The sequence below is a fragment of the Kitasatospora sp. NPDC088779 genome (assembly GCF_040685395.1).
Taxonomy (GTDB): domain Bacteria; phylum Actinomycetota; class Actinomycetes; order Streptomycetales; family Streptomycetaceae; genus Kitasatospora.
The window spans coordinates 79,409-101,164 of the sequence record NZ_JBFBHW010000018.1; the positions used below are offsets into that span (position 1 = coordinate 79,409).

At 74.5% G+C, this 21,756-nt stretch carries 19 protein-coding genes; 7 read left to right on the plus strand and 12 right to left on the minus strand.

Annotated features, from left to right (window positions below; translation table 11 throughout):
• Positions 1-4 precede the first annotated feature (4 nt).
• From AB0P03_RS19190 to AB0P03_RS19210, 5 genes are all read right to left on the minus strand, one after another.
• Positions 5-1,792, minus strand: a complete 1,788-nt coding sequence (locus AB0P03_RS19190; protein ID WP_363629827.1) for a class I adenylate-forming enzyme family protein — start codon at positions 1,790-1,792, stop codon at positions 5-7.
• Between the two features lie 193 nt (positions 1,793-1,985).
• Positions 1,986-3,401 (minus strand): FAD-dependent oxidoreductase, encoded by a 1,416-nt coding sequence (locus tag AB0P03_RS19195; RefSeq protein WP_363629829.1) that lies wholly within the window; start codon positions 3,399-3,401, stop codon positions 1,986-1,988.
• Entirely contained in the window at positions 3,398-3,640 is a 243-nt protein-coding gene (locus AB0P03_RS19200; RefSeq protein WP_063346173.1) for a phosphopantetheine-binding protein, read from the minus strand. Before AB0P03_RS19200 ends, AB0P03_RS19195 begins: the two co-directional genes overlap by 4 nt.
• Positions 3,630-5,198, minus strand: a complete 1,569-nt coding sequence (locus tag AB0P03_RS19205) for an AMP-binding protein (protein WP_363629831.1) — start codon at positions 5,196-5,198, stop codon at positions 3,630-3,632. Before AB0P03_RS19205 ends, AB0P03_RS19200 begins: the two co-directional genes overlap by 11 nt.
• A gap of 212 nt (positions 5,199-5,410) precedes the next feature.
• Positions 5,411-7,108: a GAF domain-containing sensor histidine kinase gene (locus AB0P03_RS19210; protein WP_363629897.1), complete on the minus strand. Its 1,698-nt coding sequence runs from the start codon at positions 7,106-7,108 to the stop codon at positions 5,411-5,413.
• A gap of 339 nt (positions 7,109-7,447) precedes the next feature.
• Here AB0P03_RS19210 and AB0P03_RS19215 point away from each other — a divergent pair, with 339 nt between their 5' ends.
• From AB0P03_RS19215 to AB0P03_RS19225, 3 genes are all read left to right on the plus strand, one after another.
• Entirely contained in the window at positions 7,448-8,314 is an 867-nt protein-coding gene (locus AB0P03_RS19215) for a universal stress protein (RefSeq protein WP_363584739.1), read from the plus strand.
• Between the two features lie 264 nt (positions 8,315-8,578).
• Complete coding sequence (locus AB0P03_RS19220; protein ID WP_363584741.1) at positions 8,579-8,794, plus strand: type II toxin-antitoxin system VapB family antitoxin; 216 nt, start codon at positions 8,579-8,581, stop codon at positions 8,792-8,794.
• Positions 8,791-9,213, plus strand: coding sequence for a PIN domain nuclease (locus AB0P03_RS19225; protein ID WP_363629833.1), 423 nt, complete (start codon positions 8,791-8,793; stop codon positions 9,211-9,213). The genes AB0P03_RS19220 and AB0P03_RS19225 overlap by 4 nt, the downstream gene beginning before the upstream one ends.
• 152 nt (positions 9,214-9,365) lie before the next feature.
• Here AB0P03_RS19225 and AB0P03_RS19230 read toward each other — a convergent pair whose 3' ends face one another.
• Genes AB0P03_RS19230 through AB0P03_RS19240 form a run of 3 tightly spaced genes read right to left on the minus strand, consistent with a single transcriptional unit; the run spans position 9,366 to position 12,345 of the window.
• Positions 9,366-9,884, minus strand: a complete 519-nt coding sequence (locus AB0P03_RS19230; protein WP_363629835.1) for a copper chaperone PCu(A)C — start codon at positions 9,882-9,884, stop codon at positions 9,366-9,368.
• Positions 9,881-12,184, minus strand: a complete 2,304-nt coding sequence (locus AB0P03_RS19235; RefSeq protein WP_363629837.1) for a heavy metal translocating P-type ATPase — start codon at positions 12,182-12,184, stop codon at positions 9,881-9,883. Before AB0P03_RS19235 ends, AB0P03_RS19230 begins: the two co-directional genes overlap by 4 nt.
• Positions 12,181-12,345: a hypothetical protein gene (locus AB0P03_RS19240; protein WP_350879799.1), complete on the minus strand. Its 165-nt coding sequence runs from the start codon at positions 12,343-12,345 to the stop codon at positions 12,181-12,183. Before AB0P03_RS19240 ends, AB0P03_RS19235 begins: the two co-directional genes overlap by 4 nt.
• Before the next feature lie 468 nt (positions 12,346-12,813).
• Between AB0P03_RS19240 and AB0P03_RS19245 the strand changes: the two genes are divergently transcribed.
• Positions 12,814-13,251 (plus strand): hypothetical protein, encoded by a 438-nt coding sequence (locus tag AB0P03_RS19245; RefSeq protein ID WP_363584749.1) that lies wholly within the window; start codon positions 12,814-12,816, stop codon positions 13,249-13,251.
• A gap of 100 nt (positions 13,252-13,351) precedes the next feature.
• On the opposite strand, the gene AB0P03_RS19250 is transcribed toward AB0P03_RS19245, so the two are convergent.
• From AB0P03_RS19250 to AB0P03_RS19260, 3 genes are all read right to left on the minus strand, one after another.
• A complete protein-coding gene (locus AB0P03_RS19250) occupies positions 13,352-13,765 on the minus strand; it encodes an NTP pyrophosphohydrolase (RefSeq protein ID WP_363584751.1) in 414 nt (137 codons plus the stop codon).
• Positions 13,766-13,849: 84 nt separating this feature from the next.
• Positions 13,850-14,260 (minus strand): PPOX class F420-dependent oxidoreductase, encoded by a 411-nt coding sequence (locus AB0P03_RS19255; RefSeq protein WP_363625447.1) that lies wholly within the window; start codon positions 14,258-14,260, stop codon positions 13,850-13,852.
• A complete protein-coding gene (locus AB0P03_RS19260; protein ID WP_363629899.1) occupies positions 14,257-15,495 on the minus strand; it encodes a serine hydrolase in 1,239 nt (412 codons plus the stop codon). The genes AB0P03_RS19255 and AB0P03_RS19260 overlap by 4 nt, the downstream gene beginning before the upstream one ends.
• 296 nt (positions 15,496-15,791) lie before the next feature.
• Here AB0P03_RS19260 and AB0P03_RS19265 point away from each other — a divergent pair, with 296 nt between their 5' ends.
• Positions 15,792-15,989 carry a hypothetical protein gene (locus tag AB0P03_RS19265; RefSeq protein ID WP_363373336.1) on the plus strand — a complete coding sequence of 66 codons (198 nt, stop codon included), beginning with the start codon at positions 15,792-15,794 and terminating at the stop codon, positions 15,987-15,989.
• Positions 15,990-15,997: 8 nt separating this feature from the next.
• Here the strand turns inward: AB0P03_RS19265 and AB0P03_RS19270 are convergent, their stop codons facing one another.
• The gene (locus tag AB0P03_RS19270; RefSeq protein WP_363629839.1) at positions 15,998-16,801 is read right to left on the minus strand and encodes a TetR/AcrR family transcriptional regulator C-terminal domain-containing protein; all 804 of its coding nucleotides are present in this window, start codon (positions 16,799-16,801) and stop codon (positions 15,998-16,000) included.
• 82 nt (positions 16,802-16,883) lie between these two features.
• Between AB0P03_RS19270 and AB0P03_RS19275 the strand changes: the two genes are divergently transcribed.
• Both AB0P03_RS19275 and AB0P03_RS19280 read left to right on the plus strand, forming a co-directional pair.
• Positions 16,884-17,735: a siderophore-interacting protein gene (locus tag AB0P03_RS19275; protein WP_363629841.1), complete on the plus strand. Its 852-nt coding sequence runs from the start codon at positions 16,884-16,886 to the stop codon at positions 17,733-17,735.
• Positions 17,736-18,230: 495 nt separating this feature from the next.
• Entirely contained in the window at positions 18,231-21,671 is a 3,441-nt protein-coding gene (locus AB0P03_RS19280; protein ID WP_363629843.1) for a S8 family serine peptidase, read from the plus strand.
• The last annotated feature ends 85 nt before the right edge of the window (positions 21,672-21,756 follow it).

A 21,756-nucleotide genomic window follows, 5' to 3' on the forward strand; every position in this document is an offset into this window, starting at 1 on the left:
CCGGCTACTGGCCGGTGGAGGGGGCGGTGGAGGGGCCGACCAGGGGGCCTGTTCGAGGGCTTGCCTGGGGGTCGGCTCGGACGTCGGTGAAGAGGCCCGCGAAGCGGGTGCGCAGCTCGCGCTTGAGCACCTTGCCGGTCGGTCCGAGCGGGAAGTCCTGAGGTGTGCGGGCGATCCGGACGGCGGCGAGTGCGGCCAGCCCGGCCGCGGCCAGCGCCTTGTTCGCCGCGTCCTGTACCTCCTCGGCGCCGGCCCCGGCGGCCCCTCCGGCCCCTGCCTGCAACCGGACGACGGCGACCGGGCGTTGTCCCTCACCGGGCGCCCCGGGCACGCCGACCACCGAGCAGTCCTGCACCAGGTCGGCGCAGTCGGCGAGCAGCACCTCCTCGATCGGCAGGCTGTAGACCGGGCCGTCGGCGGTGTCGATGACGTCCACCGTGCGGTCGAGGTGGTAGAACCGGCCGTCCGGCGAGCGGTGGGCGACGTCGCCGGTGAGCCAGTAGCCGGCCAGCTCGAAGCTCTCGGTCAGCCGCCGGTCGTGCCAGTAGCCCGGGGTCCGGGAGGGGCTGACCACGCCGAGCAACCCGACCGTGCCGTCAGGGAGTTCGGTGCCGTCCTGGTCGAGCACGGCGGCCTTCAGGACCACCTCCAGCGGCCTGCCGACGCAGCGGTCGTCGCGGGCGCTCTCCGGGGTGGTCACCTGGCCGAAGAGCGCCATGCCCATCTCGGAGGAGCCCAGGCCGTCGACGAACTGCGAACCGGGAAGAGCGGGTTGGTCGGCCCGGTCCTGCGGCAGCAGCCAGGGGCGGATCAGCCCGGCCGGCCGCTCGCCGAGCGTCACCAGGCGGCGGATGTGCCCGTGGTGCGCGCTGTCACCGGTGTTGAACCAGGAGTGCACCCGGGCCGCGCCGCGGACCGGGAGTTCGCCGGTGGCCAGCTCGACGAAGGTCCGGGGGAAGGAGGCGACCATGGTCGGCTGGAAGGCCTCCATCACCGGCTCGACGACGGCGCGCCGCCAGTCGGACATCACCACGGTGGGCAGGCCGAGCAGGGTCGCGGTGAGGAAGTAGCTGAGCCCGCCGGCGTGGGTGTGCGGCATCAGCGACATCAGCCGGTCGTACGGCTCGGCGGGGAAGCGCTCCATCCGCGGCTGCTTGCCGTCCCAGAACTGGCGGTGCGCCAGCATCGTGGACTTGGGGGTGCCGGTGGTGCCGGAGGAGTGGATCAGCGCCACCACGTCGTCCGGGGCGTGCCGGTACGGGTGGCCGGCGGGCAGCTCGACGGTGTCGGCGTCGAAGGCCTGCACCTCGGCGGCCAGGGCGAGGAAGCGCGGGCGGCGGCCCGGGTCCTCGCGGTAGGCGGCGGCCAGCCGGGTGGGGTCGTCGGCGACCACGCCGACCACGCCGACGTGGTCCAGGTAGCGGACCAGCACGTCGTGCCGCATCGCGTCGTTGACCAGCGCGGGGACGGCGCCCAGCGAGGTCAGCGCGAGGAAGTGCAGTAGCGGTTCCAGCCCCTCGCCGACCACGACGCCCACCGGCTCGCCGGGGCGCACCCCGTTGGCGTGGTACCAGGCGGCGTAGCGGTCGCGCAGCGCGGCCAGGTCGAGCAGGCTGTGGCCGCGCAGCACCACCTCGCCGCGGTGGTCGGTGCGGTGGGTGAAGACGGACGGGACGGCGCGGTGCGGGTTGGCCGCGAGGGCGTGGTCGAGGAAGTTGCCCGCGCCCAGGGCGGGTTCGGTCATCAGCCGCTGTCTGGCGGCGAGGGGTGCGATGGAACTGCGGTCGCTCATGGGGGTCTCCCGAAGGGGGGCCGGGCGCGGGTTCTCGTGGAATCGGCGCCGGGGAGGGGGAAGGGCCGGGGAAGGACGGGGGTGGGGCGTCAGGCGTGGGTTCGGGGCGCGGGCGTCCGGAGTGGGCGTCGGACCCGGACGTCGGGCGCGGGTCTCAGGTGCGGGCGTCGGACCCGGACGTCCGGCGCGGGTCTCAGGTGCGGGCGAGGATGTCGGCGACGACCCGGTGGCCGGAGCGGATCGCGCCCTCCATCAGCCCGAAGTACGCGGTGCTGGTCTCGGTGCCGGCCCAGTGCACCCGGTGGTGCGGCGCGGTCAGCGCCGGGCCGAGCCGCGGCCAGTCGCCGGGCCCCAGCAGGGCGGCGTAACAGCCCTGGCTGTACGGGTCGTTGAGCCAGTCGGTGACGTGGCAGGCGGTCGGCTCGGGGAGCATCGGGAAGAGCTGTGCGGCCTGCCCGACGGCCGCGGCGCGTTGCTGCCGCGGAGTGAGGGCGGCGAAGCGGTGCGCCTCGGCGCCGGTGACGAAGCCGGTCAGGACGCCGATGCCGCTCTCGGCGGGGGAGTCGTCCACGGTGGAGAGCAGTGGCCCCCGGGCGTTGACCGACCAGCCGGACAGGCCGTGATCGCGCCACAGCGGCGCCGGGTAGACCAGGTGGATCTTGACCGCGCAGCCGCGCGCGGTGCGCTCGCCGGCCCGGCGCACCGGCAGGCCGGGCCGGTAGTCGATCGCGTCGGCGAGCAGCGGCGGCAGCGCCATGACGGCGACGTCCGCGCGGTGTTCGCCGCGGTCGGTGTGCACGGTGACGGCGTCGGCGTCCTGGTGGACGGCCCGGACCGGCTCGCCCAGCCGTACCCGGCGGCCCAGGCGCTCGGCCAGCCGCTCGCACACCTGGTGGGCGCCGCCGGAGATCCGGTCCTGCTGGGCGCCGCCGGCGAAGGCGTTGAGGTAGCGCAGGCCGCCGCCGGAGCGCAGGTAGAAGGCGAGGTGGAGGACGGAGATGTCGGCCGGGTCGGCGGCCGTCATCTCACCCAGGAACAACGGGAAGAACAGCCGGGCGTCGGGGTGGGTGAGGTGCTGCTCGGCCCACTCGGCGGCGGTCAGGGCGTCCAGGCGTTCGGCGTCCGGGGTGAGCCAGGGCGCCTCCGGCCTTACGGCGGCGGTGAGTTCGGACAGCCGGTCGAACAGGTCGCCGAGCGCGACGCCGTCGAGCGGCGGGAACCGGCCGTCGCGGGTCGTGGCGTCGGCGCTGCTGCCGTTGTGGTTGTCGTTGCCGCTGCCGAGCGCGAACCGGCTGGCACCGGACATCGTGGTGGGGGTGGTCTTGAGCCCCAACTCGTCCATCATGGCGAGGAGTTCGGTGTGCCGGTCGCCCAGGTAGGCGGCTCCGGCGTCGACCAGGACACCGGGGGCGGCCTCGATGCCGTGGGTGCGCCCGCCGACCCGGTCCCGGGCCTCCAGGACGGTCACCTCGAAGCCGTGGGCCGCCAGCCCGGTCGCGGCGGTGAGCCCGGCCAGTCCGGCGCCGACCACGACGGCGGTTCCTCCTGGCCGATGCGCGTCGAACTGCCGGCCGTTGAACGGGCGGTCGTTGAACGGGTGGTCGTTCATCTCGCGGCCGTGATTCTGCGCGCGAGCGCGGTGGGGGTGGGCGCGAGCAGGAACTCGTCGAAGGTGAGCTCGACGGCGTAGCCGCGCGCGACGGCGCTCAGCACCCGGGTGGCGATCAGCGAGTCGCCGCCGAGGTCGAAGAAGTCGGAGTCGGGCGCCACGTCGTCGCGTTCCAGCACGCGCCGGAAGACGGCCACCAGGTCCTGCGGGGTGGCGGGGGTGGTGAGGTCAGTGCTCAACGGAGGTCTCCTTCGACCTGTCGTGGGCGCCGTAGCGCAGGTGGCAGCCGGCCCGGTCGACCTTGCCGCTGGGGGTGTGCACGAGCCGGGGGACGACGGTGATCCGCCCGGGCACGAGGTGGCCGGGTACCCGGGCCCGCAGGTAGGACAGCAACTCGCCGGCCAGGTCCGGCGGGGAGGTGTGCCGCCGCGCCACGACGTACGCGAGCAGCGTGGTGCGGCCTGCCAGGGCGGCGCCGGTGACGGCGGCGGCGCTCACCTCGGGGTGGCCGGTGAGGTGCGCCTCGACCTCCGCCGGGTCCACCCGGACGCCGCGCACCTTCAATTCGCCGTCCAGGCGGCCCTGGTGGGTGAGCAGGCCGTCCGGGCTGCGGCTCACCCGGTCGCCGGTGCGGAAGTACCGCTCGCCGTCGACGGTGGTGAACCGGGCCGCCGTCGCCTCGGGCAGGCCGGGGTAGCCGAGCGCGAGGCCGGGCCCGCCGATCAGCAACTCGCCCTGATCGCCGAGGCGTTCGATGACGTGCGGCAGGGCGTGGCCGATCGGTGCGCGGGCGGCCGGTGCGCGGTCGGCGCCGGGCCGGGCCGGTTCGCGGGCGAGCGGTCCGGACAGGTCGACGGCGTGGGTGATCTGGGTGGTCTCGGTGCAGCCGTAGGTGTTCAGCAGCCGGATCCGCCCGGTGTCCAGCCGGGCCCAGTCGTCCAGCCGGGCCGGTTGGACGGCCTCCCCGCCGATCACCAGGAGCCTGACGCAGGGCGGCAGTTCGGCCCGGTCGTCGACCAGGTGGTGGACGAGTTCGTGCCAGAAGGCGGTCGGCAGGTCCAGGACGGTGATCCGCTCGCGCTCGACCATCCGCAGGAAGCGCGGGAACGACCCGCAGTGCGCGTCGGGGTCGAGGACGAGGGTGGCGCCCGCGGTGAGTGCCGGGAGGATCTCCTCGAAGCAGGTGTCCCAGTTGAGCGAGGCGAACTGGAGCACCCGGTCCTGGGGGGTGAGGTGGAAGAGGTCGCGCAGTGCGTGGGCCGTGGCCGCGACGGCCCGGCGGGGAGTGGCGACGGGTTTCGGCTGCCCGGTCGAACCCGACGTGAAGAGAATGTAGGCCGGATGTTCCGGGCCGCTTGCGGCACGGTCCGCCGGAGGGGTTCCGGGCGGTTCTCCGGGGAATTCCGAGAGGGCGGGTAACTCTACTAATCGAGCGTCGAGTTGGTGGTCCGCGCCGGCTTCGCCGAGTATCGCCGTGCGGCAGTTCGCGGCCGTCGCCATGGCGTGTCGACGGGCCGCCGGGAATGCCGGATCGATCGGGCAGTACACGCCCCCGGCGGTCAGCACGCCGAGAAGTGCGACCACCGTTTCGGCCGTGTGGACGGCCGGCACGGAGACCGTGCCGGGGTCCGGTCCCAGGCGCCTGGCCAGGGTGTTCGCCAGCTCTGCGAGCCGGCCGTAGTCGAGGGTGCGCCCCCGCTGGACGATCGCGGGGTGCCGGGGATTGCGGCGTGCCATTTCCGTGAACGCGTGGATCAGGTCGGGAACGACCTGGAGGGTGTCCTGATTAATTGACATGGCCGCCCCAAATGATGCCGTCGAATGCTCATCCGTGCTCGGCGAACGGCGACTCTACCGTCGAACATGCGTGGCGACAATGGATGTTGAGAGCGTTCTTCGAAGGGGGCGTGCTTGACGTGTGAACCCGCCCGAGGACGTTCGGTCGTTCGAGTAGGGACGGCGTGCGCAAGGGGGCGGAGCGACGTGGGCGAAGGCCCGGTGACGGCACGTCAGGAGCTGAGCGGGGCCTCCCAGGAGAGCCGGGTGCCGCCGCCCTCGGCGGGCCCGACCGTGAAGGCGCCGCCCACCCGCTCGGCCCGCTCGGCGAGGTTGCGCAGCCCGCTGCGCCGGCCGCCCTCGGGAACGCCCACCCCGTCGTCGGCCACCACCAGGGACACCCGCCCGGCGAGCGCTCGCAGCGTCACCTCCACCCGGCCCGCCCGCGCGTGCCGGGCGGCGTTGCTGAGCGCCTCGCCGAGGACGGCCACCACGTGGTCGGCCAGTTCCTGCGGCACGTCGGTGTCCAGCAGGCCCTCCATGCTCAGCCGGGGCGCGAAGCCGAGCGTCCCCTGCGCCTCGGCGACGACGCGGGTGGCGCGGGCGCGCAGGCCCCGGTCGGGCTCGCTGTGGGCGCGCAGCCCGAAGATCGTCGACCGGATGATCTTGATGGTCTCGTCCAGGTCCGCCACCGCGCGGGCGACCCGGTCGGCGGCGGCCGGGCTGTCGATCAGCCGGCCCGCGCTCTGCAACGTCATCCCGGTCGCGAACAGCCGCTGGATCGCCAGGTCGTGCAGGTCCCGGGCGATCCGGTCACGGTCCTCCAGCAGCGTCAGCTGCTCGGCGTCGCGCCGCCGCTCGGCCAGCTCCAGGGCCAGCGCCGCCTGGTCCGCGAAGCCCAGCAGCGGCCCGGTCTCGTCCGGCCCGAAGGCCGGCTGTCCGGCGGCGCGGGCCAGCAGCAGCACGCCCCGCCCGTACCCCGCCCCGGTGCCCAGCGGCACCGCAACCGCCGGGCCCAGCCCGTCGAAGCGCCCCGCCGGGCCCGCCGGGTAGCGGGCGTCGCAGGCCAGGTCGTCGCTGGTCACCGGTGAACCGGAGGCGTACGCGGCGCCCGACAGCGTGCCGTCCACCGGCACCGTCACCCCCAGCCGCGCGGCGGGCGCCCCGCCCAGCGCGACCTCCACCGTCAGCTCCTCCGCCCGCTCCTGCGGACCGTCCAGCGCCACCGAGACGTCGGCCAGCTCGGCGCCGGCGATCTCCCCGGCCCGGCGGGCGATCAGCTCCACCACCTCCAGCCGGGGCGCGCCCGACAGCAGGCTGCGGCTGATCTCCGCGCTGGCCCGCAGCCAGCGCTGGCGCAGCTGCGCCTCCTCGTACAGCCGGGCGTTGTCGATCGCCACCCCGGCCGCGACCGCCAGGGTGGAGATCACCGCCTCGTCGTCGGTGTCGAAGTCCAGCCCGCCGCGCTTGTCGGTGAGGTACAGGTTCCCGAACACCTCGCCGTGCACCCGCACCGGCACCCCGAGGAAGGTGTGCATCGGCGGATGGTTCGGCGGGAAACCCGCCGAGGCCGGGTGCTCGGACAGCACCGGGCAGCGCAGCGGCTGCGGGTCGCGGATCAACTCCCCGAGGATGCCCCGGCCGGACGGCGGCGGGCCGATCTCGGCGATCTCCTCCTCGGACAGTCCCACCGTCAGGAACTGCGACAGCGAGTGCCCGTCCGGGCCGATCACTCCGAGCGCGGCGTAGCGGGCGTCCACCAGGTCGGCGGCGGCCTCGACGATCCGGTGCAGAGCCTGGGCGAGGTCCAGCTCCCGGCCGACCGCGAGCACCGCCTCCAGCAGGCTGTGCACCCGGTTCTGGGTGCCGCGCGCCGCGTCGATCCGCCACTGGAGCTCCTCCAGCAGCTCGTCCAGGCGCAGCCGGGGCATCCGCGCGCCGCCGACCGCCGCGCTGCCGTCCGCTCCGCCCACCGCTGTCCTCCTCGTACTCGCCCCGGCCCGTCCTCCACCCGCCGCCGGAGGGCGCCAGGTGCCGCCCGATCAGGGCGATTGCCGGATTCACGGTAGTGCCCGGGTGTCGGCACCCCGCACGCCGGGGTGCGCCGTACGCTCCCACGGGCGGGCCTTTCGTCCCGTCACCGAGGGGCCTGCGGCCTCTGTCGCGAGGCCCTGGCGGACCGCCAGGGTGGGGGAGGAGCGGACGGGCCGTCAGTGCGCACACCGTCCCCGCGCCGCCCCACCAAGCGCCGACACAGTGGAGGAACCCTCATGACGCCATCCGTCCTGGCCGGGGTCGACGGCTCGCCGGAGAGCACCACCGCCGCCCTCTGGGCCGCCGACGAGGCGGTGCTCCGGGGCGCCCCGCTGCGCCTGGTGCACGCCTGGCCGTGGCTGACCGACGGTGTGGCCACCTTCGCCGAGCCCGACGACCTGCCGGCCGCCGCACAGCGGGTGCTGGCCTCGGCCGCCGACGCGATCCGCGAGCGCCACCCCGACCTGGTGGTGCACACCGACGCCGTCCTGGACGCGCCGGTGGACGGCCTGGTCGCCGCTGCCGCGGACGCCGCCCTCCTGGTGCTCGGCTCGCGCGGCCTCGGCGGCTTCACCGGGCTGCTGCTCGGCTCGGTCGGCATGGCCGCGGCCGCCCGCAGCACGGTGCCGGTGGTCGTGGTGCGCGAGCCGGGCGCGCCCGACGGGGCCGGCGATGACGGGCCCGAGGTGCTGGTCGGCGTCGACGCGCACGCCCCGGAGGAGGAGGTGCTCGCCTTCGCCTTCCAGGAGGCCGCCCTGCGCGGCGCCCGGCTGCGGGCCGTGCACGGCTGGGACCTCCCGCCGGTCTTCGGCTACGCCGGCGGGGCCGTGCCGCCCACCGAGATCGCCCAACTGGAGGCGCTGGAGGCCAAGCTGCTCACCCTCGCCCTGGCCGGCCAGCGCGAGCGGCACCCGGACACCGTGGTGATCGAGGACGTCCGGCTCGGCTCCGCCCGCGGCCTGGTCGAAGCCTCCGCCGGTGCCGCCCTCCTGGTCGTCGGCCGCCGCCACCGTTCCCTCGACTTCGGCCCCCGCCTCGGCCGCGTCGCCCACGCCGCCCTGCACCACGCCCAGTCCCCGGTCGCCGTCATCCCCCACCCCTGACCGACACCGGCAGCGCCCGCCCGGAAAGCGGGCCAAGGCAACCCCTCACGAGTTCGAATCTCACCTCCTCCGCCGGCCGATGGCCCGGACCGCACAGCGGTCCGGGCCATCGGCGTATCCCGTCCGAGGAACCCAGGGGGGCGCCAACGTGCGCGGCGTCGCAGGCGTTCCGGCAGTGCTGGGCATCGCCGTCCACGCATCCCTTCCGCCTGGAGCATGTCGAGATATACTTCAGATGCGAGTTGATATCAGGAGGTGCATCACATGAGCCGGACCGTGATCGACCTGGACGACGAGCTGCTCGCCGACGTGGCTCAGGCTCTCGGCACCAGCACCAAGAGGGAGACGGTCAACACCGCTCTGCGTGAGGTGCTGGAGAACAGACGGCGAGCGCTCGCCCTCACACGGCTGCGTGCCGCGGCGGACGCGGGGGCCTTCGACCTGGAGATCTTCGAGGACAAGAGGAACTACCGCCGGTGAACGCGGCGCAATTCCTGATCGACACCAGCGCGCTCGCGCGCTTCATGCGCGGCGACGCCGAGCAGTACGGCTGGGACCAAGCCGCAGCGGCGGGCTTGGTCGCAACCTGCCCCATCACCGAACTTGAGTTCTTCTACAGCGCGCGGACAGCGGCCGACCGCGCTCAGGGGATCGAGGACATGCGGCTGCTGTTCGGCTGGGTGCCGGTCGATGACCGCGCCTACGACCGCGCCTGGTACGTCCAGGGCATGCTGACCAAACGAGGTCAGCACCGCAGCGCCGGAGCCGTGGACCTGGTCGTCGCGGCCACAGCGGAACTGCAAGGCCTGACCCTTCTGCACCGGGACCGCGACTTCGAGTGCATCGCGAGCGTCACCGGACAGGCCCTCCAGTGGTACGGGCCGGAGGCCGGCAAATGAATCCGGTCCGTTCCGGTCCAGGACTGGGAGCCGGGAAAGGGGCCTGATCCTGTTCGAACCGCAATCTCGTGTTCTCTGCCTCCGCCCGACAGGCCATCGGCCGGGCCGGATCACGCCTCGACGGGGGCGGGGCGTGATCCGGCCGGGGAGTGTCAGGTTGCCGGGGGTTCGGTCGGGCGGGGGCGGGTGCCCGGGGGGAGGACTTGGGCCTTGAGATGGAGGTCCGGGCTGTGGCGGAAGCCGAGGGTGAAGTCCACCCACTGGCCGGCCCGTAGGGGTGGCGGGTCGGCGATCATCAGGTCGGCGTCCTCCGGGGCCATCGCCAGCTCGCCGCGGCCCGGGATCGGGAGGGCGGCCACCGGCTCCCAGCGGCCTGCGGCGCCCTGGTGGAGGTGCCGCTTGATCGTGATCCTGCCGCCGAACTCCCAGCTGGCGGAGGTCAGTTCGTCCGGTACGTCGCCCGGGTTGCGGATCGTGAAGAACGCCGCCGTGGCCGGGGCCGCGCCCGCCGTCGGCAGTAGCAGCCAGCCCGGGCCGGCCTCCACCGGCCGGGGCCGCCCGGCCCCGCCGACCGCCGTCCACCCGGTCAGCAGCACCAGCGTCAGCGCCGCCGCGCCCACCGGCGGGCCGACCACCCGCAGCCGTCCGATCGCGCTCGTCGCCGTGCTCATCGCCGCGCCCCCTTCCGGGCCGCCGAGGCGCCGCGCCCGGGCTGCCAGGTGCGCAGCCGCAGGCTGTTGCCGACCACCAGCAGCGAGCTGAGCGACATCGCCACCGCCGCCAGCATCGGGTTGAGCAGGCCGACGGCCGCCAGCGGGATCAGCACCACGTTGTAGCCGAAGGCCCACAGCAGATTGGCCCGGATCGTGCCGAGGGTGCGCCGGGCCAGCCGGACGGCGTCCACCACCGCCTCGATGTCGCCGCGCACCAGGGTGAGTCCGGCCGCGCCGATCGCGGCGTCGCTGCCCGAGGCCAGCGCCACCCCGAGGTCCGCCGAGGCCAGTGCCACCGCGTCGTTGACGCCGTCGCCGACCACCGCGACCGTCCGCCCGGCGCCCCGCAGCTCGGCCACCACCGCGGCCTTGCCCTCCGGCGAGGCCGCGGCGTGCACCCGTTCGATGCCCAGCTCGCGCGCCACGGCCCGGGCCGCGCCCGGGCCGTCGCCGGTCAGCAGGACGGTCTCCAGTCCCATCCCGCGCAGCCGGTGGAGCGCCCGCCAGCTGCCCGAGCGCAGCGTGTCGCCGACGGCGAGCACGGCCGCGGCCCGCCCGTCCAGTTCGACCACCACGGCCGTGCGGCCGGTGTCCGAGGCGGCGGTGACCGCGTCCGCGAGGTCGGCGGGCAGCGGCTGCGCCGTGCCGTCCGGGCGGACCACCCGTATCCTCCGGCCCTCGACCACCCCGGACACCCCGACCCCGGTGGCGGCCGCGAAGCCGTCCACCGCGGGGAGCGGACCGCAGCGCTCCCGCGCGGCCGCCGCCACGGCCCGCCCGATCGGGTGCTCCGAGCGGTGTTCCACCGCGCCGGCCAGCCGCAGCACCGCACCCTCGTCGAGACCTTCGCCGAGACCTTCGCCGAGCCCCGAGTCGAAGCCCTGGGCGACCGTCACCGCCGCCAGTTCCATCCGCCCGGTGGTCAGCGTCCCGGTCTTGTCCAGCACCACGGTGTCGACCCGGCGCAGGCTCTCCAGTACCTCCGGGCCGCGCACCAGCACGCCCAGTTCCGCGCCCCGCCCGGTCGCCGCCAGCAGCGCCGTCGGGGTGGCCAGGCCCAGGGCGCACGGGCAGGCGACCACCAGCACGGCGACCGCCGCCGTCACCGCCGCCTGCGGGGCCGCGCCCGCGCCGAGCCAGAAGCCCAGCACGCACACCGCGCCCGCCAGCACGCACGGCACGAACACCCCGGCCACCGCGTCGGCGAGGCGCTGCGCCCGGGCCTTGCCGGCCTGGGCGTCCGCCACCAGCGCGGTGATCCGGGCGAGTTGGGTGTCGGCGCCGACGGCCGTCGCCCGAACCACCAGCGCGCCGCCGACGTTGACGGTCGCGCCGGCCACCGCGTCCCCGGGGCCGACCTCCACCGGCACGCTCTCCCCGGTCAGCAGGCTCAGGTCGAGCGCCGAACCGCCTTCGACCACCACCCCGTCGGTGGCCACCCGTTCACCCGGCCGCACCACGAACTCCTGCCCGGGCAGCAGCAGTTCGATCGGTACCAGGCGCTCCTCGCCGGTCCCGCCGTCCCGGACGCACACCTGCTTCGCGCCCAGTTCGGCCAGCGCCCGCAGCGCGGAACCGCTGCGCCGCCGCACCCGGCCCTCCAGCAGCCGCCCGGCCAGCACGAACAGCGGCACCCCGACCGCCGCCTCCAGGTAGACGTGCGCCGTGCCGCTGCCGTCCGCGGTCAGCGAGAACGGCATCCGCATGCCGACCTCCCCGGCGCCGCCGAACACCAGCGCGTACGCGGACCAGCCGAAGGACGCCACCACCCCCAGGCTGACCAGGGTGTCCATGGTGGCCGCCGCGTGCCGCAGCCCCTGCCAGGCCCGGCGGTGGAACCCGACCGACCCCCAGGTCACCACCGGGACGGCCAGCGCGAAGCAGACCCACTGCCAGGCGGGGAACTGCAGTGACGGCACCATCGACAGCACCACCACCGGGACGGCCAGCAGCGTCGTCACCAGCAGCCGCCAGCGCTCCGCCGGCTCCTCGTCCGGCAGCCCGACGCTCGCCCCGGCGGGCGCCAACTCGGCGGTGTATCCCGCTCGTTCGACGGCCGCCACCAGCTCTGCGACCGGCACCCCGGCCGGGTGCAGCACCCGGGCCCGACCGGTCGCCAGGTTCACCCCGGCCGTCACTCCGTCGATCCGGGCCAGCCGCTTCTCCACCCGGCCCACGCAGGCCGCGCAGGTCATCCCGCCGACCGCCAGATCGGTGCTCACCAGGGCCCCGGCGTCGGCCCCCGCGACCGGGCTCATCGCATCCCGCCCATGTCGTGCCCGCCCATCCCGGGCGCCCCGGGCGACGCGCCGCCCCCGGGCGTCAGCCCCGGGGACACCGGGCCCGCCTGCCGTCCCACCGCGTACGCCACCACGAACACCACCACCAGCAGCAGGGCGAACCCCGCCAGCACACTCAAGGGCCGGACACCCGGCGACTTCGCACTCACCCCCCAGCAGTCGGACGACGGGCACGGTTGGTTCCCGTACGGTCCGAACCGGTGGGGACCGGTGGGAGCGCCCTGGCGTCGCGGGCCCGGCGAGACCCGTACGGCGGGCCTCGGGCCCGGATTAATTCGGATGACGCACCCGGTGTGACCAGGTAGCGTCCGGGACGGCGCCTCCCGATGCGCTGGGCCCCGGCTACTACCCGTCAACTAGATGCCGGTGCCCGTGGTCGGGTTCCGGGAGGCGCCCATACGCGTTCAGCCCCGGGGTCGCTTCAGCCCGCCGCGCGGGGGCGTGGTTCGAGGGCCGGGGTTCGGGCGAATCCGCCCTCGGCGAAATCTGATCGTCATAAGATCCCTTCGTGTGCCGAGGGTCGGCACCCGGCCCGGCCGCGCGCGCTCGTGCGGCCGGACGGATGGTCAACGCAGCGGGGAGTAGCGATGACACGTACGGGGAAGCGGATGCTGGCCGCCAGCGCGGCCGCGCTGGCGGCGGTACTGGCGGTCGCCGGGACGGCCTCGGCGCAGCCGGGCCCGGCTGCGGTCCAGAGCGGTATGGGGACGGGGGAGATCCTGCCGCACCCGGGGGAGACGGGCCTGATCTGGATCCCGGACTGGATCGGCGACGGTGGCGCGGTGACGGCCTCCGTCAACCCCTCTCAGCCCTTCACCGTGACGGTGGGCTGCCAGGGCGGCGGCTCGGTCCAGGTCCACGTCGCCGGCCTGGCGCCGGCCGACTTCACGGTCCAGTGCCCGGTCGGCGCGACCGGCATCGGCTCGGTGGAGATCCCCGCCCGGCCCGGCCGGGACCTCCTGTTCACGGTGACCGCCTCCGACCAGGCGATCCACTGGGGCATGTACGCCACCCAGGCGGACTGACCCCGCCGCGCGTCCCGGAACGGGTCCCGTTCGGTCCTGCCGCGCGCGACAGGACCGAACGGGACCGAACGGGACTGAACGGGACTGAACGGGACCGGCCCTAACGCCGCACGCTGCGCGGCCCGGTGACCGCCGCGCCCAGCGCGCCGACCCGGGCCCGCAGTTCGCGGTCGGCGGTGACGACCAGGCAGTCCCGGTCCGGCTGTTCGGCTCTGGCCGCCCGGACCAGCTCGACGATCCGGTCGTCACCGCTGCCGGCCGCCGCGACCACCCGTACCTCGGGCAGTCCGTCCACACCTCGGGCCGCGCCCTCCACGACCAGCACCACCTCCAGCGGCCCGGGCCGCTCCGGCAGGCCCTGCCCGGCGACGGCGACCAGCGCGTCCCGCAGCCGCTCGGCGGCGCCCCGTCGATCCCGCCACCACCCGTCGGGCACCGACCCGACCACGTTGGCCGCGTCCACCACCAGCAGCGGCAGCCCGCCCCGGGCCCCGTCCGCGTCCCTGTCCTCCATGGCCTCTCCCACGCCCTTCCTCGTCACGCCTTTCCCCGGGCCGGCCCGGCGAGTGACCGGGGGCCCTGCCAGCCGGGTGGTGCGTCAGGTGAGGGTGATCCGGATGCCGACGGTGCCGCGCTCGCCGCGGCGCAGGCGGCTGCCGAGCAGGGTGAGCACGCCGAGCAGGCCGTACTTCTGGCGCAGCAGGGTGCGGTAGGCGGCGGTGCGTTCGGGGCTGAGGATCTCGGCGGTGGCGGGGTACTGCTCGCCGGTCGGCCGGCCCTTGACGTCGCAGGGGCCCACCAGGACGTCCGCGCGGTTGCGGATCCGCTTGACCTTCCAGGAGTCGGCGACGGTCCAGACGCCGAGCGCCTCGCCGTCGCGCACCACCCACACCGGGGTCGGCACGGTGGTGCCGTCCTTCTTGTAGGTGGTGACGAGCAGGTAGCTCCCGGAGGAGAGGCTGACGATCCGGGCGAGCCGGTCGGAGGAAACGGGGTCGGGCGTGGTCATGGCCGGAAGTCTAGGGCGTGCCTGACCAGGGCCCGGGCCCGGCGGGCCAGCCCGCGGTGGCCGTGCCCGCCGAGGGCGGTGGCGCCCGGGTCGGGGAGCGCGGCCGGGTCGGCGGCGAGTGCGGCGCGGCGGCGGGCGGCGGTGCGCCCGGCGGCCCACAGGGCGAGGACGGCGCCGAGTGCGATGGCCGTCCAGGCGGCCGGGGCGAGGCCGGGGTCGTTGCCCCGGACGGCCTGCGGGTGCGCCTGACCGGCGATGGCGGCGGGGGCGGCGGAGGAGGCAGCGCCGGCCCGGCCGGTGATGGTGGCCGGGCGGGCGGCGGCGGTGTCCTCCACCAGTTGCCCGACCGGCTGGACCTTGTCGGCCGCCGCGAAGCCCCAGTCGAGCAGCTCGGCCGCCTCGTCGTAGACCCGGGTCTGGGTGTCCGGGTGCATCACCGTCACCAGCAGGGTTCGGCCGCCGCGCTGGGCGGCGCCGGTGAAAGTGGCGCCCGCGTTGGTGGTGTAGCCGTTCTTGACGCCGATCAGGCCCTGGTACTTGCCGAGCAGCCGGTCGGTGTTGGCGATGTCGAAGCTGGTGCGCTGCCCGGTGAGCTTGTCGAGTCCGCCGGGGAAGTGCGCGGTGCGGGTGGAACAGTAGGAGCGGAAGTCGGCGTTGCGCAGCCCGGCGCGGGCGAACAGGGTGAGGTCGTAGGCGGAGGAGACCTGGCCGTCCATGTCGTAGCCGTCGGGGGAGACCACCTTGGTGTCGCGGGCTTGCAGGGCCTGGGCGCGGGCCTGCATCTCGGCGACGGTCTGCTGGAGGCCGCCGTTCATGTGCGCGAGGACGTGGACGGCGTCGTTGCCGGAGCTGAGGAAGACGCCCCGCCAGAGGTCCTCGACGCGGTACGGCAGGTCCTCCTTGACGCCGACGAGGCTGCTGCCGGCGCCGACGTTGGCCAGTTCGGCCGTGGTGACCTTGTGCTCCGTCGTGCGGTCGAACTTGGGCAGCACGGTGTCCGCGAAGAGCATCTTCAGGGTGCTGGCCGGGGGGAGCTGGAGGTGGGCGTTGTGGGCCGCGAGGACCTCGCCGGTGCCGGCGTCGGCGACCAGCCAGGACCGCCCGGTCAACGTGGGCGGCAGCGCGGGCGCCCCGGCCAGCGGAGCGACCTGGACGGCGGACCGGCCGAGCCGTTCGCCGCCGATCGCACCGGCGGCGTCCTGCCCGGGGGCGGTCGGGGCGCCGGCGGCGAGCATCAGGGCGGACACCGCGGCGGCCGCCGCCACTCTGCTGACATGCTGTGGCATCTGCTGCACACGGCGAACGTACCCGGGGCGCCGCCGGGCCGCCGCGCCTGCTGCTCCGTCCGGATCCCGGGCGGGTACGGCGGTCCGCACCCCGGGCGGTACGGCACCGGGACGGCCGGGCGGCGGGCGGGCGGCGACCGGCGGCTCCGGGACGGCCGGCGGAAGCCGCCGGGACGACTTTGGTCATCCCCGGGTCGCGCCGAAAGTCGGATTCCCGGGCGCCGGGAGCTGCCTAGGCTCGGGGCATGAAGACGCTGCTCGGCTATCTCGGTTTCGTGCTGATCCTCGGCGGCGGGTCCGGCCTGGCGGCGGACTGGCTGGGGGGCTTCCGGCTGTTCGGCTTCGTCCGTTTCCTGGTCCCGGACGGCCATGAGACCGCCGGGTACGCCACCCTGCTGGTGCTCGGCATCCTGCTGGCGATCCCGGCGGCCCGCCGAGGCTGATCAGCGGCTCAACCCGAGCCCCGACCGGCACCCCGACCGGCACTCTGATCAGCCCCCGCCCCCGAGGCCGCCACGCCGTCGAGCAGGACGGCGAGCCCGGTGCGGAAGGCCGCCCGGTCGCGGTCCTGCGGCGTGCCGTCGGAGGCGCCCTGGAGGGCGGTCAGCAGGGGGAAGCGCTCGGTGAAGTCCGGTGCCAGTTCGGCGAGTCGGGCGGACCGGGCGGTCCACCAGTCCTCGTCGGCGATGCCGGTCGCGGCGGCGGCGCCGCGTGATTCGGCGGCCACGGCGGCCGTGCCGCGGACGAACTGCCAGAGCGCCGCGACGACGCCGTGCAGCCGCGGGGGTGCGAGGGCGGCCGATTGCAGGGCACGTAACAGGCTTTCCATGGCGGCGAGTTCGGCCGGTCCGAGCACCGGGCGGGCCTGCGATACCTGGAGGATCCAGGGGTGGCGCAGGTAGCAGGCGTACAGTTCCTCGGCCCAGGCGGTGACGGCGGGGCGCCAGCCCTCCAAGTCCGCGACGGAAGGCCGCAGTTCGCCGAGTGCCCGGTCGTGCATCAGGTCGAGGAGTTCGGCCTTGCCCGGGACGTAGGTGTAGAGGGCCATGGCGGTGCGGCCGAGCCGTTCGCCGACGGCGCGCATCGAGAGCGCGGCCATGCCGTCCGCGTCGGCGACCGCGATGCCGGCGGAGACGATCGCGTCGACGCTGAGGCCCGGTTTGGGGCCGCTGCGCCCGGTGCGCGGTTGCGGTGGTGCGCCCCAGAGCAGGGACAGGGACCGGTGGGCGTCGCCCTGTCCGGCGTAGACGACCATGCAGCAACTCCTTATGGCGTAAAGTATCCTCGCCCGCGACAACTCTTTATGTCGTAAGGTTATCAACCGAAGGGGTTTTGCGATGACACTGCCCGTCACCTTCGCCGAGGTCGTCGAGGTCCGCCGGATCACGCCGCGCACCGCCCGGGTCACCTTCGAGGCCGAGGCCCTGGCGGACTCCGTGGGCACGGCGCCCGACCAGCAGGTGAAGCTGTGCTTCCCCCGTCCCGGCCAGGCGGTGCCCGAGCTGCCCGCGCAGAGCGACGACCCGATGAGCTGGTACCAGGCGTACCTGGCGATCCCCGAGGCGGGGCGCCCGCTGCTGCGCAGCTTCACCCTCCGGCGCCGGCGGCCCGGCACCCGCCTGGTCGAGATCGACTTCGTGCTGCACGGCGACACCGGTCCGGCCGCCGCCTGGGCGGAGCGCGCGGAGCCGGGGCAGCGGCTCGGGATGGTCGGCCCCTCGGCGCTGTACGCCCCGCCGGTCCCGCTCGCCGAGGCCGCCGCCGCTGCCGACTGGGTGCTGCTGGCGGGGGACGAGACGGCGCTGCCGGCGATCGCGACGCTGGTCGAGGCGCTGCCCGCCGGGGTGCGGGCCCTCGCGTTCGTCGAGGTCGCGGACGAGGCCGAGCGGCAGCCGCTGGAGAGCCGTGCCGAGCTGGCCGTGCACTGGTCGGTCCGGGGCGGGGCGGCCCCCGGGGTCGTGCTGGCCGGGGCCGTGCGGGCCGCCGCGCTGCCGGCCGGCGCGCCGTTCGCCTGGCTCGCGGGGGAGGCGGGCGCGGTGCGGGCGCTGCGCCGCCACCTGGTGGCGGAGCGCGGCGTGCCGAAGCGGTCGATCGACTTCACCGGGTACTGGCGCCACCGGCTGACCCAGGACGACGCGCCCACCGCCGAGGATCTGGCGGACGCCCAGGAGCGATTGGCCGCCGGCTGATCGGGTGCTGATCGCTCGGCGGTCGGGGGGTTCCGGCCACCGGGCGTCGGTGTGACCGCGCGCCCGTTCTGTCATGTCCGGTTTCAGAGTGGGTCCGGGGGGAAGGGTGTGTGGCGGTGCTGACGGTGTGTCCCAGGTGGCGGTGGTCCGCCACTGTCCAGAGTTCGCCACCGATTTTTTCCGACCGGGATCGGACAGTTCCGACCGGGTCTGGTCAGCGAAAAGGGGCGGACATGGCCCGATTTCTGCCGTGAATTTTACTTTCTGATGGTCTTTTTTACTTTCTAATGGGGATTTCCCCCCTTGTCGTGGTCGTGTCGGATGCGCTGGAATGCGACCGCTGTCGGGACGCGCGGTCCGGAGCAACCACGCGTCCGACCTGGATCCGCGTACGCTGGGCCGCGCAACCTGACGTCTCATCAGACGAAAGGATGTCCATTGATCGGCTGGCGGAAATCCCAGCTAGCAGCTGCCGTCACGGTCACCGCCGCGTCCATGGTCCTGACCTTCGGGTCCAGCGCCAACGCAGCTCCGCTCCCGGACCCGCAGAACGCCCCCGTGGCGTCCGCGGACGGGACCCCGGTGCCGGTGATCGTGATTCTCAAGGACCAGATAGCGGACGCCCCGGCCGACAACGGCCACCTCGGCGCCCGTAAGCAGAAGGCCGCGAACGCCCAGGCGCCGCTGCTGGACAAGGTCAAGGCCAACGGTGGCACCAACATCAAGAGCTTCGTGGTCGGGAACGCGTTCTCGGCCACGGTGAGCCCCGCGCTGCGTGCCGCGCTGCTGGCCGACCCGGCCGTCGCCTCGGTCGTCGCGGACGAGCAGGTCACCGTCACGCCGCCGGCCGCCGGCAAGGCCGCGGCCGCGAAGGACGCCGCGGACACCAAGTCCGGTGCCAAGTCGGCCAAGGCCGCCGCCCCGCAGGCCGTTTCGGGCAGCAACGGCCAGGGCGCCGAGCAGAACGCGACCAACACGATCTGCCCGTCCGACCCGTCCCAGCCGCTGCTGGAGCCGGAGGGCCTCTACTCGACGCACGCCGTCGGCGCCGACGGCAAGCCCGGCGCGGCCGACCTGGCCACCGGCAAGGGCGTCAAGGTCGCCTACATCGCGGACGGCCTCGACCCGAACAACCCGGACTTCATCCGGGCCGACGGCTCGCACGCGGTCGTCGACTACCAGGACTTCGCGGGCGACGGCGTGGACGCGCCGACCGGTGGCGCGGAGGCCTTCGGCGACGCCTCGGCGGTCATCGCCCAGGGCCGCCAGGTCTACGACGTCTCGAAGTTCGTGAACGCCTCCCGCGGTCTGCCGGCCGGCTGCAACATCCGCATCCGCGGCCTCGCCCCGGACGCCTCGCTGGTCGCCCTGCGGGCCGGCGGCGAGATCATGTCGAACTCGTCGATCCTGCAGTCCATCGACTACGCGGTCTCGGTCGCCAAGGTCGACGTGCTGAACGAGTCCTTCGGCGGCAACGTCACCCCGGACAGCGGCGCGCACGACACCATCTCGCTCTTCAACGACCAGGCCGTCAAGGCCGGTGTCACCGTCTCCGTCTCCACCGGCGACGCGGGCATCAGCGGCACCATCGGCACCCCGGCCACCGACCCGAACGTGATCGCGGTCGGCGCCTCGACGGACAACCAGAACTACCAGCAGACCGGCTACGCGGCCGCCCAGTTCTCCAACAAGACCTGGAGCAACAACCGCATCTCCGCGCTCTCCTCGGGCGGCTTCACCCAGGCCGGCCGCACGGTCGACCTGGTCGCGCCGGGCGAGTCGGACTGGGCGCTCTGCTCGCCCGACACCAGCAAGTACACCGACTGCACCGGCTACAGCGGCCAGGGTTCGCCGATCCAGTCGTTCGGCGGCACCAGCCAGGCCGCGCCGTTCGTCACCGGCGCCGCGGCCCTGGTCATCCAGGCCTACCGCGACACCCACAACGGTCAGTCGCCCGCCCCGGCGCTGGTGAAGAAGTTCATCACCGGCACCGCCCAGGACCTCGGCGTCCCGGCCGAGGAGCAGGGCGCCGGCCTGCTGAACGTCCGCGCCGCCGTCGAGGCCGCCCGCGGCTACCACGCCGGCTCCGGCGCGTCGGACAGCAAGACCGTCGTCGTCACCACCGGTCAGGTCGACATCGCCGGCAACCCCGGCTCGACCCACACCGCCGACGTGACCGTCACCAACACCAGCTCCGCCCCGCAGACGGTCAGCGGCGCGACCCGCACCTTCGTGCCGCAGTCGAGCAACCAGCAGACCGTCCAGCTGGACACGGCCTCCACCGACACCTTCAAGTACGCCACCAACGGCGCCACCTGGGTGCAGAAGCAGGTCAAGTTCACCGTCCCGGCCGGCGCCGACCGCCTCGCGGCGTCGATCGCCTGGCAGGGTGCGGCCAGCCCGGTCACCAACGGCTCCGTGGTCCGCATGACGCTGCTCGACCCGTCGGGCCGCTTCGAGACCAACACCCGTCCGCAGGGCGGCGCCACCCCGGCCGACTTCGGCCTGGTGGACGTCCCGCACCCGGTGGCCGGCGAGTGGACCGCCGTCCTGTACACCCCGGCGGGCAAGGCCGGCTACAACGGTCCGGTCCAGCTGGGCACCGCCACCCAGCGCGCGGTGCCGGCCGGCGCCGTCAGCCCGAGCGTCGCGGACCTGAAGCCGGGTGAGACCAAGACCCTCAAGGTCCAGCTCACCACCCCGGGCACCAGCGGCGACTCCAGCCAGGCGATCACCGTCGCCAGCTCCAACGGCACCGCCACCAGCGTTCCGGTCGTGCTGCGCAGCCTCGTCCCGGTCAACCAGGGCAAGGGCACCTTCACCGGCACCATCACCGGTGGCAACGGCCGCAACGCCTCGCCGACGCAGAGCTTCGCGTACGCCTTCGACGTCCCGAAGGGCCAGAAGGACCTGCGGGTCGGCGTCACCGTCGCCAAGGACCCGAAGCTGCTCATGCAGGGCGCGCTGATCAGCCCGAACGGCACCCCGATCGACATCGAGGGCAACGGCCTGCTCGACGCGCAGGGCAACCTGACCGGCACCACCGCCGGCGTCTCGGCCACCACCGTCAACCCGGCCGCCGGCCGCTGGCGGTTCGTCCTGAACGTGCTCGGCCCGGTCAGCGGCCAGGAGCTCGCCCAGGACTTCGCCGGCACCGTCGCGTTCAACCAGAACGTCGCCACCGCCGGCCTGCCGAACGACCCGCACGCCAAGCTGGCGGCCGGCAAGCCGGTCACCGTCCAGGTGAACTACACCAACAACACCGTCGCCACCCAGAAGATCTCGGCCGACGGCCGCCTGGACCGCCGCACCGACATCCCGCTGGTGCCGCAGGGCGCCTCCGCGACGGTCACCCTGCCGCTGAGCCTCACCTCCGCGGTGCCGTCCTTCCTCGTCCCGCCGGGCACCGACCAGCTGAAGGCGGTGGCGGCCTCCTCGACGCCGGCCCACCTGGAGCTGTCCGGCACCACCGGCTCGCCGGACCTCTTCGGCGACCTGAAGAAGGCCCAGGACGGTTCGACCATCTCGGTCGTGACCGACAACGGCAGCGCGTCGCAGCCGGTCCTCCCCGGCGTGTGGGGCACCTTCCTGCAGCAGGTCGGCCCGTTCGGCACCGCCGGTGCCCCGGCCGGCACCGCCACCATCACCGCGACCGCGCACACCCAGGCGTTCGACCCGGCGCTGACCTCCAGCACCGGTGACCCGTACGCCCTGGCGGTCAACGCCTCGGCCCCGGCCGCCAACCCGGTGACCGTCCAGCCGGGCGCCAGCGGCTCGCTCCAGGTCACCGTGACCCCGACCGGTGCGAAGGGCAGCACCGTCCACGGTGTGCTGTACCTGGTGTCCGCCCCCAGCTCGGTGGCGACCGCCAACAACACCCTGGGCACCACCGGTTCGGTGCTCGCGGCGATCCCCTACAGCTACACGGTGAACTGACCTTCCATCACCACGCCGAGGCCGTCCCGGAGTTCCGGGGCGGCCTCGGCCGTTTTCCCCGGGGGGCGGCGGGAATGCCCCGCGC